At 39.6% G+C, this 14,957-nt stretch carries 15 protein-coding genes and 1 pseudogene; 7 read left to right on the forward strand and 9 right to left on the reverse strand.

Annotated features, from left to right (window positions below):
* Window positions 1-71: 71 nt before the first annotated feature.
* From FLM47_RS18355 to FLM47_RS18365, 3 genes are all read right to left on the reverse strand, one after another.
* Window positions 72-1,361, reverse strand: coding sequence for a hemolysin family protein (locus FLM47_RS18355; protein WP_178957303.1), 1,290 nt, complete (start codon window positions 1,359-1,361; stop codon window positions 72-74).
* A gap of 78 nt (window positions 1,362-1,439) precedes the next feature.
* Window positions 1,440-2,141 (reverse strand): ABC transporter substrate-binding protein, encoded by a 702-nt coding sequence (locus tag FLM47_RS18360; RefSeq protein WP_178957305.1) that lies wholly within the window; start codon window positions 2,139-2,141, stop codon window positions 1,440-1,442.
* 98 nt (window positions 2,142-2,239) lie between these two features.
* Window positions 2,240-3,349, reverse strand: coding sequence for an arginase family protein (locus FLM47_RS18365; protein ID WP_178957306.1), 1,110 nt, complete (start codon window positions 3,347-3,349; stop codon window positions 2,240-2,242).
* A 422-nt stretch (window positions 3,350-3,771) separates the two neighbouring features.
* Between FLM47_RS18365 and udp the strand changes: the two genes are divergently transcribed.
* Window positions 3,772-4,527: a uridine phosphorylase gene (udp, locus tag FLM47_RS18370; RefSeq protein WP_138606844.1), complete on the forward strand. Its 756-nt coding sequence runs from the start codon at window positions 3,772-3,774 to the stop codon at window positions 4,525-4,527.
* Here the strand turns inward: udp and cdd are convergent.
* Together cdd and ppc are read right to left on the reverse strand one after the other, a co-directional pair.
* Window positions 4,516-5,445 carry a cytidine deaminase gene (gene cdd, locus FLM47_RS18375; protein ID WP_178957308.1) on the reverse strand — a complete coding sequence of 310 codons (930 nt, stop codon included), beginning with the start codon at window positions 5,443-5,445 and terminating at the stop codon, window positions 4,516-4,518. The genes udp and cdd overlap by 12 nt on opposite strands.
* Before the next feature lie 124 nt (window positions 5,446-5,569).
* Window positions 5,570-8,215 (reverse strand): phosphoenolpyruvate carboxylase, encoded by a 2,646-nt coding sequence (ppc, locus tag FLM47_RS18380; RefSeq protein WP_178957310.1) that lies wholly within the window; start codon window positions 8,213-8,215, stop codon window positions 5,570-5,572.
* A 120-nt stretch (window positions 8,216-8,335) separates the two neighbouring features.
* Between ppc and FLM47_RS18385 the strand changes: the two genes are divergently transcribed.
* The 5 genes from FLM47_RS18385 to FLM47_RS18405 all read left to right on the forward strand — a co-directional run bounded on the left by FLM47_RS18385 (window position 8,336) and on the right by FLM47_RS18405 (window position 12,216).
* Window positions 8,336-8,734 (forward strand): thiol-disulfide oxidoreductase DCC family protein, encoded by a 399-nt coding sequence (locus FLM47_RS18385; RefSeq protein ID WP_178957312.1) that lies wholly within the window; start codon window positions 8,336-8,338, stop codon window positions 8,732-8,734.
* On the forward strand, window positions 8,731-9,456 hold the full coding sequence (locus FLM47_RS18390) for an SDR family NAD(P)-dependent oxidoreductase (RefSeq protein WP_178957314.1): 726 nt from the start codon (window positions 8,731-8,733) through the stop codon (window positions 9,454-9,456). Before FLM47_RS18385 ends, FLM47_RS18390 begins: the two co-directional genes overlap by 4 nt.
* 11 nt (window positions 9,457-9,467) lie before the next feature.
* Window positions 9,468-10,076, forward strand: coding sequence for a flavin reductase family protein (locus FLM47_RS18395; protein WP_178957316.1), 609 nt, complete (start codon window positions 9,468-9,470; stop codon window positions 10,074-10,076).
* A gap of 138 nt (window positions 10,077-10,214) precedes the next feature.
* A complete protein-coding gene (locus FLM47_RS18400; RefSeq protein ID WP_178957318.1) occupies window positions 10,215-11,435 on the forward strand; it encodes a Xaa-Pro peptidase family protein in 1,221 nt (406 codons plus the stop codon).
* A gap of 121 nt (window positions 11,436-11,556) precedes the next feature.
* Entirely contained in the window at window positions 11,557-12,216 is a 660-nt protein-coding gene (locus tag FLM47_RS18405) for a DsbA family oxidoreductase (RefSeq protein ID WP_178957320.1), read from the forward strand.
* Window positions 12,217-12,405: 189 nt separating this feature from the next.
* Here FLM47_RS18405 and FLM47_RS18410 read toward each other — a convergent pair whose 3' ends face one another.
* Entirely contained in the window at window positions 12,406-12,906 is a 501-nt protein-coding gene (locus FLM47_RS18410) for a hypothetical protein (protein WP_178957322.1), read from the reverse strand.
* Window positions 12,907-13,115: 209 nt separating this feature from the next.
* Between FLM47_RS18410 and FLM47_RS18415 the strand changes: the two are divergent.
* Window positions 13,116-13,313: pseudogene (locus tag FLM47_RS18415) on the forward strand (hypothetical protein); the annotation flags it as partial.
* Here FLM47_RS18415 and FLM47_RS18420 read toward each other — a convergent pair.
* The 3 genes from FLM47_RS18420 to FLM47_RS18430 form a co-directional block, all read right to left on the reverse strand.
* Entirely contained in the window at window positions 13,275-14,081 is an 807-nt protein-coding gene (locus FLM47_RS18420) for a transporter substrate-binding domain-containing protein (protein WP_178957324.1), read from the reverse strand. The pseudogene FLM47_RS18415 and the gene FLM47_RS18420 overlap by 39 nt on opposite strands.
* Before the next feature lie 71 nt (window positions 14,082-14,152).
* Window positions 14,153-14,431 (reverse strand): peptidylprolyl isomerase, encoded by a 279-nt coding sequence (locus FLM47_RS18425; RefSeq protein ID WP_178957326.1) that lies wholly within the window; start codon window positions 14,429-14,431, stop codon window positions 14,153-14,155.
* Window positions 14,432-14,518: 87 nt separating this feature from the next.
* Window positions 14,519-14,941 (reverse strand): thiol-disulfide oxidoreductase DCC family protein, encoded by a 423-nt coding sequence (locus FLM47_RS18430; protein WP_178957328.1) that lies wholly within the window; start codon window positions 14,939-14,941, stop codon window positions 14,519-14,521.
* Window positions 14,942-14,957 lie beyond the last annotated feature (16 nt).

The following is a 14,957-nucleotide window of genomic DNA, read 5'->3' on the forward strand; positions in this document are numbered from 1 at the left end:
TCATTAACACCCATAAAAAAGGCAGCCAATGCATTGGCTGCCGTTAATCAATAATTTAATTTTAGCGGCTATTATTCGCTATCAGGATTCATCCTAGAAACGAGTAACTGCTCAATACGAATACCTTCTACATCCACTACTTCAAATTTAAAGCCTGAAAATACAATGAATTCTGCACGTTTGGGAATATGCTTCATGGTATAAATTAAATACCCGGCAACCGTTTCATAATGGTTTTGCTCAGGGAATTCATCAATTTCTAATACCTTAGCTAATTCAACAATAGGTGTTAAACCATCGACCAACCAAGAATTAGCGTCGCGTTCAATGATTAACTCCTCACTTTGATGCGTGATTAAATCACCCATAAAGCCTTTCATTAAATCTTTAACTGTCACTATCCCAACCACTAGCGCATATTCATTGACCACCACAGCAAAAGGATGAACGGCAGTTTTAAACGCATTTAGCGACTCAGATAAGCTCAGTGTTTCTGGTAAATAAAAAATATCTTTATCAAGCATATCCGCATTAATATTTGCCGCCTCACCTTTAAGCACTTGGCGTAAAATATCTTTTGACTCAACCGAGCCAATTAATTTATCAAGGTTGCCTTTACACACTAAAAAGTGATTATGTGGATGCTCTATAATTTTATTGGCTATATCTTCACTCGACTCATCAATATCAAAGTAAACTATTTGCTCTCGTGGCGACATCACGCTTGATAAAAAGCGCGCTTCTAAATCAAATACATTACCAATTAAGTCATATTCCTGCTGTTGAAGGCTGCCATACTCGGCACCCGCATCCATCATGGCAACAATATCTTCAGTAGTAACTATATCCTCACGCTCACTCGGTACTTTGAATACTCGTAATACTATATTGGTTAAGCCGTTAAAAAATAATACCAGCGGTGTGAGCGCGAAAGTGACCCAACGCATAATTGTAACTACACGCACAGCAACAGCCTCAGGTAAAATCATTGCTAAACGCTTTGGAAGCAAATCAGCAAATAATATGAACAATGAGGTAATAATTAAAAACGACAGTAAAAAGCTAATTTGGCCAAGTAACGGCCCCTGATAAAATAACTGCAGTATTTCTTGCACGTAAGGCGATAATGCCTGCTCACCAACAATCCCACCTAATATGGCAATCGCATTAAGCGTAATTTGGATCATGGCAAAAAAAGCCCCTGGCTGCTCTTGCAGTTTTAAAACCGCCAGCGCTTGCACATTTCCTTCGTCGGCCATAACCCTTAATTTTATTTTGCGTGAAGCGGCAATCGAAATTTCTGACATCGCAAATAACGCACTCATCAAGATTAATAATGCAATCCCGATTAAATCACCCATTTATAACTCCAAAATAATCGCTTTTATTAGCAAAAGCAGCTGGATTATAGCCGCTTTTATAAACAGGGCAATTGATATTTAAAGTTGTGACTCATACAAGGCAAAGGCAGTGCTAAGTTGCTGCTGTAATTTATTCGGTAGGTTTTTGTTACACGCAAAATATAAGGGGGCTTGGTTGGCGTTAATAGGCATTAATGATTCGAGTTGAAGTTCACTTAATAAGTGTGATTGTTCGTGGCTTATTCTCTGCGCAGGTATAACAACCAAATCAATGCTTGAACTTCGTGCTTTAATTATTTTAAAAATGTTATCAAAACTATTAAACAGCATTAAGTTTTCGTTTTCTTTAAAGCCTTGGGAGAGTAAATAATGATGGCTATAGTTATCTTTTAACACTGCAATTCTGTATTGTTTTGCCTGCTCAAGACTTGTTAAAACAATGCCTTTGCTTTTAAGAGAATAAAAGTTTGTGTCGAATTGGGCAAGTTTAGCAAACCAAACAAAACGACTCTCACGCTCAGGTGAGCGTGAAATTGAGAAAATACAGGTTTCGGGATCCCTCAATGCAATATTATAAGTCATACTCCAATCGTGAACTGAAATTGAATAATCAATCCCCGCACTATCAAGCACTAGTCGAACTATATCGGCAGCATCACCAACTAAATTGTTGTTAGCATCAAGATACTGCGCAGGTGCAAAATTCTCTGTTACAACAGTGAGTTTAGCAGCACAGTGTTGGCTTACAATGAGTAATAATACAAAACACCATTTAATCACAATAACCCGCTCTATTAGATTTAAGACGTCACTTTTTTAATAAAAGCCAACTAAATATAGCGGGTTATTTGCAAATAGCCAATTTTTAGCTTTTGAAATTAGCGATTCATTGCATTAATTAAAAACGCCGAAATTTTAGCGCCTTCTCTCAGAGTTGTCTCAGAGCTTGATTGGCCCACTAAAGAGCTGTCAGTAAACGGAGCTATTTCCATCATATCAGCCCCCGTTATAGGGAACTCATCTGCAATCGCTGACAAAATATCAAGCGCGTGCTGTGGCGTTAACCCATTTTCTTCAGGCGTGCCTGTTGCTGATGCAAATTCTGCATCGAGGGCATCAATATCAAAGCTCACATACACTTCATCAACCTTGTCTGCTTTTAATTGCGCAATCGCATCTGCAGCAACCGCAGCTGCACCACGCTCTATAATTTCAGCAGCCCAGTGTTGTTTAACGCCAAAAGTACTTTCCCAATGTGATTTAGGTTTGCCACTTGAGCGAATACCAAATTGGATTAAATGATGCGGCGCTGGTAAAAATTCTAAAATATGTGTACACCAAGAGCCAAAACATAAGTCGATGCCTAAACGCTCTACGAGTAAGTCGGTGTGAGCATCGAAATGAATAATTGCCGTGCGTTTACCTTGCTCACGTTTGGCTTTTAAGTACGCTTTTGTTAACGGGTAGCTAATTGAGTGGTCGCCACCAATACCAAAAATACCTTTGTCTTGGAATGTCGCATAAAAGCTGTCACACACATCTTCAGTAATTGACAATGGGCTCACATAATGATCGTTATTGTCATTACCGTACAGCGCTTTTTGGCAGTTGGTAATAGTGGCCTCATTTAAGTACTTATCATGTAATAAATGCGGTATTACGCGTACATCACCTAAATCAAACGAACGACATTGTGTTTGTTGATCTATCAGTGCTGAGCGTAAAAATAAAGGCCCCCAATTAGCGCCACGTAAAATTCCACCACCGCAATCAGAGCTAATGCCTAACATTACTGCTTTGTGTGGTGAATTAGGCAGCTCGTTAAGTGAGTCACGCCATAAAACATCGACATTTTCAGTTTGCCCATATAATTTGTTTCTTAGCGCTGCTTTGCGTTCTTTAGCCGTATTGACTGTAAAAACACCGTCGCCGGGCGCACATAAACAGTGCTCAACTTTATTTTTAAATGTTTGAAATTGTGTGCTCATTGTAAACCCTTTTTCAATCTGAATATCTTGTCTATTATTGAGTAGTTATGCAAAACATCACACGCTGAATTAATTCCAGATTATTCGCATAGTGTGCTAAAAATTACAGTGAACTTTATTTTGCTCGCTTAGGTTAGTGGTAAATAAAAACTAAGCTTCCTTACTAACCCAATGAATATAAACAATTTAAAATACAGCCATCGGCTCTTTAGCCTAGCTATTGGTTTGCTATGAGGTATGAATATAGTGTCTGAGCAAACAAGTCAACTGGCTCATTTTGTTCGTAATTTTAGTCATTGATTGAATATTCAGAGTTGGTGAATAAATCAAATTAAGTCAATACGGACATCCGTCCTGTACTTAATTTTCATTTCTCGTAATCATGGTAAATTGACAACAATTTTTATTAAAAAGGCTTAGTTATGGAAAAGGTATTTCACTTAGGACTGTGTATTGATGACTTAAAAGGTGCAAAACTGGCTATAGTTCCAGGCGATCCAGATCGTGCAGCACGTATTTCACAGTTCTTAGATAATCCTACCTGCCTTGCTCAAACACGTGAGTTTCACATTTATTTAGGCCAATTAAACGGTCACTCTGTAGTAATATGTTCGACTGGTATCGGCGGCCCTTCAACGTCAATTGCCGTTGAAGAACTAGCACAACTTGGCGTACGAAGCTTTCTTCGCATTGGCACAACAGGGGCTATTCAACCGCACATTAATGAAGGCGATATTCTAATTAGCCAAGCTTCGGTTCGCTTAGATGGTGCGAGTCAACATTTTGCCCCGCTATGCTACCCTGCCGTATCTGATTTTTTTGCCACTCAAGCCATGGTAAAAGCCTGTGAAAACCTTAATATCGATTTCCATATTGGTATAACCGCTTCGAGCGACACCTTCTACCCAGGTCAAGAGCGCTACGATACACACTCTGGCTACGTACCTAAGTCACTACAAGGTAGCTGTGAAGAATGGCAAAAATTGGGCGTAATGAACTACGAAATGGAATCGGCCACTTTATTTACCATGTGTGCCGCGCTTGGTTTACAAGCTGCTTGTGTTGCTGGTGTATTAGTAAATAGAACACGTCAAGAAATACCTAACGTGGACCACGGCGAGATTGAGAAAAAATCTGTTGCCGTGGTACTTGAAGCCGCTAAAGTATTACTTGGTTAATGTTGCGCTAATAACCTCAAGTGTTGGCAAGCCAGTAAAGCTTGCTAACACGGCTTTTGCTACCCCTGATTGGTTTTCGTGACCAGTAGTTTCTAACAAAGTAATTGATTTTACTATTTGCTCATCAAAGCTTAATCCTGCTAAAAATAGCTGACTCACTGCGCTTTGCAGTGGCGATAAACTTGGGCTATACGCTGCATTTTCAGCATAACTGCCATAAAAGTCACCATTTTCAAAGGTGCTTATTTTTACCGCACTATAATTTTGACTGTATGGAACATAAGCCGCCAAAGCAAAACTCAGCAGCTTGTCATCAAGCTTTGTCTCTTCAAAGCGCTTAGTTTGCTCTACTGGGTTAAATAAGCTGTGCTCATTGCCTAAATCTGTTGGCCCAAATGAATGCGGTAACAGCTCTGCTAATTTAAAATTTTGTGCTGGCAGTAAAATATCAAGCTCTCTGGCATCCGCCAGTTCATTCATAAACTGACGGCAATACCCACATGGAGCATCACTAATGGCTATTTTTAGCACTTTCTTAGCGCCATTTAACCACGCATTATTAATTGCTGATTGCTCACCATGCACCACTAAACTAAGTGCTTGATGATCAAACTCAGCATTGGCACCAAAGTAAAAAGTAGTATGTCCTTGTGAGTCGAGCCCTTTTACAATTGCGCCGACATGAAACTTGGAAATAGGTGCAACCGAAAACTCAGAAGCCAACGGCACTAAACCTTGCAATAAAGTATCTTCGCTGACATTAAGTTCGGTGCAAAGCGCTTTAATATCGCTTGAATGTAAAATACCGCGTTGAGTTTTTAATTGACTACGTAGTGCTTGCGTTTGCGCTACATTTAATGAGATGTGTGAATTGCTAAGTGCTGTATTATGTTGCACTTTAAAAGTTGCTGAAGCCATAATAGTTTTTATTTGTTCAATGGCTAAGTAGTGTAAAAGGTTGGCAAACTAAATACCAGCCTATTCAACGTAAAAAAAGGGAACACGTCGCGTGTTCCCTTTTTTTGTTTTATTAAAATAAAAATTAACCTGTATTTCGCATACCCGCTGCAATCCCCGTCATGGTGATCATTAAGGCATTATCTATATCGCTTTCATTACCTTTATCATCGCCACGAGAGCGACGTAATAATTCAACCTGTAACACATTAAGGGGATCGGTGTACGGATTTCTAAGCCCAATAGACTCTTTGATCCAAGGCTGGTCGGCTAATAGACTTTTTTGTGGGCTTAATGATTGCACTAAGGTTATCGCCTCTGCTAATTCCTCACGTAAGGCAGCACCTAAAGGCTTGTACATGTCTTCCACCAGCGCATTGTCGTAGTGCTCACTTAGCCAGCTATCCGCTTTACTAAATACCATTTCTAGCATTTCTAAACGCGCTCTAAAGAACGGCCACTGCAAACTCATTTCACTTAAGGTTTCAATGCCATATTTTTCAAGCGCCGCTTTAAGCCCGCTTAGTGCACCTAACCATGCAGGCAGCATTAAACGGTTCTGACTCCACGCAAATATCCACGGAATGGCACGTAAGCTCTCCACTCCACCATTCGGATTACGTTTAGCAGGCCTTGAGCCTAATGGCAATTTAGATAGCTCCAATTCTGGTGTTGCCATTCTAAAGTAAGGTACAAAGTTTTCATCGTGGCGTACCACATTGCGATAGTGCTCACACGATACATCACTGATTAATGCCATGACTTCGCGCCACTCATCTTTGGGCTCTGGCGGTGGTAATAAGTTACTTTGCAGCACTGCCCCCGCGTATATGTTTAAGCTTTGCAATGCCACATTGGGTAAGCCAAATTTAAAGCGGATCATTTCGCCTTGCTCTGTCACCCTCAGGCCCCCTTTGAGTGAACCCGGTGGCTGCGAATGCAAGGCTTGCGCTGCAGGCGCACCGCCTCGACCAACCGTTCCACCACGACCATGAAATAAAACCAGCTCAATACCGCGTTCATCCGCCAGTTGCACTAACTTGTCCATTGCCTCATATTGTGCCCAGCCAGCAGCCATCATACCGGCATCTTTGGCTGAGTCTGAATAACCAATCATCACATTTTGAGTATTTTTAATATGACCTCGGTACCACTCATTATTTAAAAGTGTAGTAATAACATTATGGCCATCGTTTAAATCATCTAAGGTCTCGAATAATGGCGCAACGGGCAGTTCAAAACTGCAGCCTGACTCTTTAAGTAATAACTGCACCGCTAAGATATCAGAAGCGGTTCGGGCCATAGAAATAATATATAACCCAAAGGTTTTTGCATCTTGCTGTGCAATAACATCAAAGGTGTCGAGTACTTCTTGTACATCAGGACTAGGTTGCCAATGCTTTGGAATAAGTGGACGACGAGAGTTAAGCTCAGCAAGTAAAAAAGCCTGCTTATCTTGCTCTTGCCATTGGTTGTAGTCGCCAATACCTAAGTAACGAGTTAGCTCAGAAAATACATCACCGTGTCTTGACGAATCTTGGCGCACGTCTAGTTTTGCTAAACGCAGGCCAAAGCTATTTACTCGGTGGATCATATCCAGTAGCAAGCCATCGGCCACCACATGCATATTGCACTGTAATAAAGAGCGATAACACACTTCAATAGGGTACTTAATTTGATTAATATCGGTGATTAAATCTTGTGATTCAGTGCGCTTATTTTTAATTTTAGCGCTTAAATGCATTACCGTTTCTGCAACTTGGTTTTTAACATCCTTTAAAACGGCACGGTACGGTTCAAACTCTTGTCCAGCCAGCTTAATAAGCTCATCGCTTGCATCCGACATAGAAAGTTCAGCACAGAGCGTTTCTAAATCACGCTGGTATAAATCCAGTGCCATCCAACGGCCATGGTCGAGCACTTGCTTAGTTACTTCGGCGGTTACAAATGGGTTACCATCACGGTCTCCCCCCATCCAAGAAGTAAATTCTATCGGGCTGTAATCTGCTGGCAACTCTAAGCTTAAATGCTGTTTTACATGCTGGCTAAACTCACGTAGAAAACGTGGCACAGCTTCCCATAAACTGTTTTCAATGACTGCGTAGCCCCATTTAGCCTCATCTACAGGGCTTGGGCGTGAACGACGAATATCGTCCGTATGCCATGCTTGGCTAATTAACTGCGCAATACGGTTTAATATTGCTTCGCGTTCTTGCGCAAGATTGTCGGTACGCTCAAGCGATGCTAAACAATCGCTAAGTTCAACATGTTTATTAATAATGGTACGGCGAGTCACCTCGGTTGGGTGTGCTGTTAGTACTAAGTTTATGTGGAGTTTTGAGAGGGTATCAGCTAAATGATTATGATTAAGCTGACCTTGTTCGGCCTTTGCTGCTAACGTTTTTAATGTTTGAGTGAGAGGGTTTAGTTGGCAAAAACCAACATCATTAAAACGTGATACGGTATGAAACTGCTCTGCAACATTTGCTAAGTTTAAAAAATGATTAAATGAACGGGCAACCGGTAAAAGCTCTTCATCACTAAGCGCATGTAGTACATTTATAAGCGCTTTACGATCAGCTTCATTGCCACTGCGAGATGATTTTGATAAAGCCCGAATCTCTTCTACTTTATCTAAAATATCTTGTCCTTGAGCATCTTTTATAGTTTGTCCTAATAATTGCCCAAGTAAATTTACATTACCTCGCAAGGCGGCATATTGTTCACTCATTTTTAGCTCTCCTTTGTTTCTTTGAGACCTATTAATATCATTATGTTTACTTATTTAATAGATCCATTTGCACCGGCATGTCGTAAAAAAGCATATGTAAAATAAACACAAAGCGATGACATGATCATTTTTTACGATGGTAATTGCCCCCTTTGCAATGCAGAGATGCAGCATTTAAAACGTGCCGATGTTGATCATAAAGTTACACTTGAAGATTTAAATGCTGATGACTTTAATGCGCGTTTTCCCGCAATCAATAAGCAATACGCTATGAATATACTGCATGCCCAAACTGATAATGGGCAGATGATTTACGGCTTAGATGTGACTTATCAAGCTTGGCGCACTGTTGGCAAATATCCTTGGCTTAAAATTATTCGTTTGCCCGTCATTCGTTTTTTTGCCGATCATGCTTATACTTTCTTTGCAAAATACCGTCATCAAATTAGTCGTTTTTTAATGCCTAGTGCACAGTGCAACTCAGGTCAATGTAATATCAAAAGCAAAGGTGAAAAATGAAAACAGTGATTTTATTTGGTGCCAGTAGCGCCATTGCTCAATCTTACGTTAATCACTTAAATCAACAAGCAACACAATTTAATATAATTTGTGTTAGCTCATCGAATATTAATCACAGCGGTAAAAACATAACCTACTTTCACAGCGACTACTCAACGCAAAGTCTTAACGAGCTTACAGAATCGCTAAAGTCTCAGCAGATTGAGCTCGCTCAGGTGGTTATATTTAATGGCCAATTACATAACAGCCAGCACATGCCTGAAAAAAAACTCGAGGATATCAATGGCGATTATTTTATGCAGCTTTTGCATTCTAATACGCTTGTGCCGCTGCTGTGCTTACAAAGCATAATGCCATTACTTAACCATAAAACTCACTGCACAATTACCGCTTTAAGCGCTCGTGTTGGTAGCATTAACGACAATAAACTGGGTGGCTGGTACACCTATCGCGCATCAAAATCAGCACTTAATATGTTATTTAAAACAGCCGCTATTGAGCTTGCTCGTCGTGCTAAAAATACTAAACTTGTTTTATTTCATCCAGGCACCACAGATACTGAGCTGTCTAAACCATTTCAAAAAAATGTACCTGCCGACAAACTATTTACGCCTGAGTTTGTTGCCCAGCAATTATTTAAATTTACTTACGAAAACTCACAATTAGAACTTAATGGCGAACCTGCCTACCTAGATTGGCAAGGAAACACTATAAAATGGTAAGGGATCAACACATGCATTTTTCTAAAGACCGCATAACCGCACTTGAAAAACACACACGCACGCATTTTATAAATTCACTGTCAGGATTTAAAAGTGCAAACTTGATTGGTACGCAAGATGGACAGGGCAATACCAATTTAGCCATTGTTAGTTCTGTCATCCATTTAGGCGCTCACCCGCCCCTTGTAGGCATGATAATGCGCCCACACAGTGTACCAAGGCATACATTTGAAAATATTATAGAAACGGGCGTTTATACTATTAACCAAGTAAATAGCGATATTTACCAGCAAGCGCACCAAACCTCGGCACGTTACGCTAAAGATGAGTCCGAGTTCGATGCAACGGGTTTAAAAACAGAGTATTTAAATGAATTTAACGCTCCCTTTGTTGCACAAAGCCGACTTAAATACGCGGTAAAATTTGTAGAGAATCAACATTTAGCTGTTAATGGCACCGAACTGGTTATTGGTGAAATAATGGATGTATATGTGGATGAATCAGCACTCCAAAGCGATGGTTTTTTAGATTTACAAGCCATTGATACGGTTGCAGTAACCGGTTTAGATAGTTACCACACGGCAAATAAGCTCACTCGCCTACCCTATGCAAAAAAATAGCCCGAGGTTATCAAGTCCTCCAAATAAGCGACTTGATAACTCCCCCCCCATTTTTGAGCCCCTTGTTCACTAATCGCAATTAGTTTGAATTTAAACTGTTAAACCTACACACTATGCAAAATTTTGTAGGAGAAATATATGACCACAGTTGGTATTGGTACTCACACACCCGAGCAAGCACTTGCTAGTTTAAGTAATATGACTCACTCAGTAACGCCGATTCAAGCCGATGAGTATTTAGCGCGTATGGCCAAAGCACAAGCCTATATGCAAGCGCACAACATTGATGCCATTTATTTAAACGCAGGTACCAACTTAACTTATTTCACCGGAATGAAATGGTATGCCAGTGAACGACTTGTTGGCGCTATTTTACCTGCTGTAGGTGATGTGCAATACATTGCTCCACATTTTGAAATTGGTTCTTTAAATGGCTTTAAGGTTATTGATGGCCCAATACACGGCTGGCAAGAGCATGAAAGCCCGTTTGAGCTATTAGTTAAAGTGCTGAAACAGCTCAATATTAGCGACGCTGCTACCGTTGGTATTGATGAAAGCGCACAGTTTTTTATTTTTGATGGTATCAATAAAGCCAGTTCAGGGTTAAAACTGGTGAACGCTCAACCAGTCACTGCGCATTGTAGAATGCATAAATCAGCCAATGAATTAGCATTAATGCAATGTGCCATGGATATGACTTTGGCGGTTCATCAGGCTACAGCGAGCATGCTTTATGAAGGAATTAGCACCGTAGAAGTCGAAGAATTTATTAAAAAAGCCCATCATAAAGTAGGTGCCCCAGGTAATTATTTCTGTATTGTATTGTTTGGCCTTGCTACCTCATTCCCACATGGCGTGAAAGACCCACAAATTTTGAAAAAAGGCGACATGGTGCTCATCGATACTGGATGTAAAGTGCACGATTACCTTTCTGATATTACGCGTACTTATGTATTTGGTGAAGCAACCAGCCGACAACGCCTGTTTTGGGATTTCGAAAAAGCGGCACAGTTAGCAGCTTTCAATCAAGCAGCCCTTGGCGAAACCTGTGAATCGGTTGATCAAGCAGCTCGCAGCTACTTAGCAGCACAAAATTTAGGACCTGAGTATCAAACACCAGGTTGCCCACATCGTACAGGCCATGGTATTGGTTTAGACATTCACGAATGGCCATATTTAGTTGGCGGTGATAAAACCCCGCTTGCCACTGGCATGTGTTTTAGTAACGAACCCATGCTAGTTATTCCAGATGAGTTTGGGGTGAGATTAGAAGATCACTTTTACATGACAGATGATGGTCCGCGCTGGTTTACTCAACCGAGTCATAGCATTGATGACCCGTTTGGCTTAAACAGCTAATATATGAATCATTTAATAAAAAGAGCAGCACCTTGGCTGCTCTTTTTATGTCCAATGATTGATAAAGTAGACTTCATCCCAATATCCATTGTTATTACTAAGCAATCCTTCAAGGATCCCTATGAAAAACTTTAAAATTGATATCGTCTCAGATGTAATGTGCCCGTGGTGTATTATCGGTTACAAGAACTTAGAGACCGCATTGGCAGAATTAAAAGAAGAAATGAGTGCGGATATTACATGGCACCCTTTTGAGCTTAATCCAGATATGCCACTTGAAGGGCAAGACTTAAACGAGCACTTGCAGCAAAAATACAGTTTAACCGAAGAAGAAAGCGCGCGAAATCGTCAAAACATGGCGGATGCGGGTGAACGAGCTGGGTTTACCTTTAATTTTGACGGTAAACGCATCATGATCAACAGCTTTGATCTACACCGCTTGCTAATGTGGGCGCGTGAAGAGGGCAAGCAAACTGAGCTGAAATTGGCATTTTTTGAAGCACACTTCACCGATTTGAAATATCTAAATCAAGAAGATGCATTACTGGATGTGGTAGAAAAAGTCGGTCTTAACAAAGACACAGCTCGTGATATTTTACACTCAGATAAATACGTACAAGCGGTTCGCGAAGAGCAAAATAACTTTAAGCAAATGGGTATTACTTCAGTGCCTACGTTCATTATAAATGATAAGTATGCGCTTACCGGTGGGCAGCCGAGTGAGTCATTTATTCAAGCACTTAAGCAAATAAGCGAAGAAGAAGCCAAGCAAGACACTTAAAAAATAAAGTTTAAAACCAAAAAAGGCTGCACATCGCAGCCTTTATTTATCTCAGTTAGCATTTTTTGAGAAGCGTTTAAACAAGGTGCTCAATATTTAAGAATTTAATCTGACACTGAACTTTGAACGCCCTCTCTATAGATACCTAACAGTTAAATACTTCAAAATTAAATCTGCTTATGGTGCAAATTAAATAATGCTGCCTTTTAACGGACTCGTTCTTTTTCTGGATATACTAAACTTTTTATCTGTATTTTTAGCATAGTGATAGAAATTCAAGCTAGTCTGCGTGACATCTTCAATAAACCACCCAGGTATCTTAACTAAAGAATAACCATGTTTAGAAAAGTGTATCTCAATTGATTTAATCATGGGTTTTTCAACAACCGTGATTTGGTCTGCTTTACTTAAATCTATAACTTTTTCACCTTGAATCAATGTCTGCTCATTTAAATCGACAATAATCGGTTTATTTTTAAAAAAATCAACGAGAAAATAGGTAATAAATACCGGTACGAGAATAATTGATAATTGGCGCATTGTTACTGCTTTAAAATAGGTCTCTTCATGAGACCAAGTATCAGGCGTAGTAAACCATACTATAAAGATATAAACCGCTACCGCTAAAGTCCAGCGGTGTAGGCGAAAAAGCTTTTTAAGGTCAAAAGTCAATGTCATTCTTTTTAGCATTAATTTAATCTCACTTTCATTCGTATGCTATAAGCGTTCCCCACATGTGTAAGTGACTTAAATTTAAACCTTTGATCGATTTCACTATCGAGTTTAAAGTTTATAGTATTTTTTATGTTCTTTTCAGTAAAATACAAGTTAATTCCAGGGCTATAGCTATTAATCTCATGATATGTCTGCAACCTATCTTCGTTCTCATATTCCAAATAAATAACTTTAAGCAAACGGGTATTGCTTCAGTGCCTACTTTCATTATAAACGATAAGTATGCTCTTACCGGTTGGCAGCCGAGTGAGTCATTTATTCAAGCACTTAAGCAAAGAAGAAATAAAGCAAGATTAGCAAACTGTTTTACAGCGATAATAACCTTATCGCTGTTTCAGTTTAAACACTGTTCGCTGACCTAAACCAAGCCCATCCTCAACATCATGGTAAAATTGCGTATAGAGTGCATCAAGCTCGCCTTTTTGTGCTAGCTTTGTTAAGCCCCGCTGTAATAAGTCGATAATCGCTTTATTTTTTTCATTTGCATAAAAGTAATAAAAATTATCATACTGCAGCATAATATGCGGCTCAACGACAAAGTTATACTGTGGGCTTTTTTGTATTTCAGCTCTAATCGCAGTTACTGAACGAGGAAAGTAATCGCCAAGTCCTTCATCTAACGCTTTTAACATGCTTTCATAACTCAAATCACCATTAACTGTTAAGCCATTGCTCTTTAATACATAATAATCAGACCAACTTTGCTTTTGTAAAGCTATATATGGCTTTAGTTGTTCAAGGGTTTTTATATCTGAAAATTCGCCCAGCCGGCTTTGTTTTATCATCAGTAAACGTTTTGAGTGCAAGCCGTAGTATATTGGAAAGGTTGTGTGTACAAGGCTGCTTGCTTGCTCTTTTGACATACTTAACCAGGCAAAATTAATTATTCCATCGCGCTTTAGCTCTTCAAGTACTCGTTTAGTATTCATCGGCTCAACACTATAACTAATATTGAGTTTAACATTCATCTGCGCAAAGCTTTTTTCTAATAAGCTCAAAACATAATGATTTTTAGGCATATTAGGTGTGCTCGGTTTCCCTAATTTGAGCGTCACTATTTGCTCGCTTCCCCAAGCAAAAGATGACAGGGTAATAAGGATAACACTGCAGCATAAATTAAATAACTTCATGGTCATTCCAAGTTACTTTGCATTTATAAAATGGGGAATAGTAAGTATAGCGGGAACTTAGAATTACGCTTTTAGGTGCGATAAAGTACTTTAATCACATGCCAACCAAATTTTGTTTTTACCAAATGTGGCTCTAAAATCTCGCCTTTAAACGCAATTTTATCAAACTGTGGAACCATTTGACCGCGTCTAAATTCGCCTAAATCTCCGCCCTTTTTGCCCGACGGACAAGACGAATATTTTTTAGCTAAGGTTTGAAACTTTGCGCCTTTACTTAATTGCTTAATGATGTCTTCTGCAATCTCTTTGTGCTTAACCAAAATGTGAAGTGCGTGTGCTGTATTTGCCATGAGAAAGCCCTTAAAACCTATTTACTAGTAATCAAACGCCGCGATTTTAGCACAGCCTAAGTGATACAGCACTTGCTAAAAATGTGGCTATAAGTAGTGTTCTTCATCTTTTTGCAGAGGAATTCGACAGTGTTGGTATTTACCAAATAATGTATAACGGTTTTTAGCCACTTTGTTATAAAGCCAATCAGTCAGCCTTCGTGGTAATAACTTAAATACGCTAAGCAACTTCCACGGATAACTTAACTGGCTGAACACCCGAAAAACGGCTTGGCTACGGGTAAATGGCTTTTGTGCTTCTATATAAATCATCGAAGTAAAATTGGTAGTGGAAAAACCAAATTGAGCAAGTAGCGTTTGCCCTGCCGGCGATTGCACGCTGCACAATTTAAATTTTATGGTCGGATCGTGAGCTATAATAAAATTACACCACGCACTACAAAGCTTACATTGCGCATCAAATAATATAATTTTTTGATTTAACATTAATGCCGCGGAATCATCGCTCATAAAACTTTTCACAAAT

Origin of the sequence: Pseudoalteromonas sp. Scap06, from assembly GCF_013394165.1 — a bacterium.
GTDB lineage: Bacteria > Pseudomonadota > Gammaproteobacteria > Enterobacterales > Alteromonadaceae > Pseudoalteromonas.

Bases quoted from the DNA above. Each gene is read 5' to 3' on its own strand.
- FLM47_RS18385 (WP_178957312.1), top strand. From the start codon at position 8,336: ATGATCATTTTTTACGATGGTAATTGCCCCCTTTGCAATGCAGAGATG.
- udp (WP_138606844.1), top strand. From the start codon at position 3,772: ATGGAAAAGGTATTTCACTTAGGACTGTGTATTGATGACTTAAAAGGT.
- FLM47_RS18365 (WP_178957306.1), bottom strand. From the start codon at position 3,349: ATGAGCACACAATTTCAAACATTTAAAAATAAAGTTGAGCACTGTTTA.
- FLM47_RS18390 (WP_178957314.1), top strand. From the start codon at position 8,731: ATGAAAACAGTGATTTTATTTGGTGCCAGTAGCGCCATTGCTCAATCT.
- FLM47_RS18420 (WP_178957324.1), bottom strand. From the start codon at position 14,081: ATGAAGTTATTTAATTTATGCTGCAGTGTTATCCTTATTACCCTGTCA.
- cdd (WP_178957308.1), bottom strand. From the start codon at position 5,445: ATGGCTTCAGCAACTTTTAAAGTGCAACATAATACAGCACTTAGCAAT.
- FLM47_RS18395 (WP_178957316.1), top strand. From the start codon at position 9,468: ATGCATTTTTCTAAAGACCGCATAACCGCACTTGAAAAACACACACGC.
- FLM47_RS18410 (WP_178957322.1), bottom strand. From the start codon at position 12,906: ATGCTAAAAAGAATGACATTGACTTTTGACCTTAAAAAGCTTTTTCGC.
- FLM47_RS18425 (WP_178957326.1), bottom strand. From the start codon at position 14,431: ATGGCAAATACAGCACACGCACTTCACATTTTGGTTAAGCACAAAGAG.
- FLM47_RS18405 (WP_178957320.1), top strand. From the start codon at position 11,557: ATGAAAAACTTTAAAATTGATATCGTCTCAGATGTAATGTGCCCGTGG.
- FLM47_RS18400 (WP_178957318.1), top strand. From the start codon at position 10,215: ATGACCACAGTTGGTATTGGTACTCACACACCCGAGCAAGCACTTGCT.
- ppc (WP_178957310.1), bottom strand. From the start codon at position 8,215: ATGAGTGAACAATATGCCGCCTTGCGAGGTAATGTAAATTTACTTGGG.
- FLM47_RS18355 (WP_178957303.1), bottom strand. From the start codon at position 1,361: ATGGGTGATTTAATCGGGATTGCATTATTAATCTTGATGAGTGCGTTA.
- FLM47_RS18430 (WP_178957328.1), bottom strand. From the start codon at position 14,941: ATGAGCGATGATTCCGCGGCATTAATGTTAAATCAAAAAATTATATTA.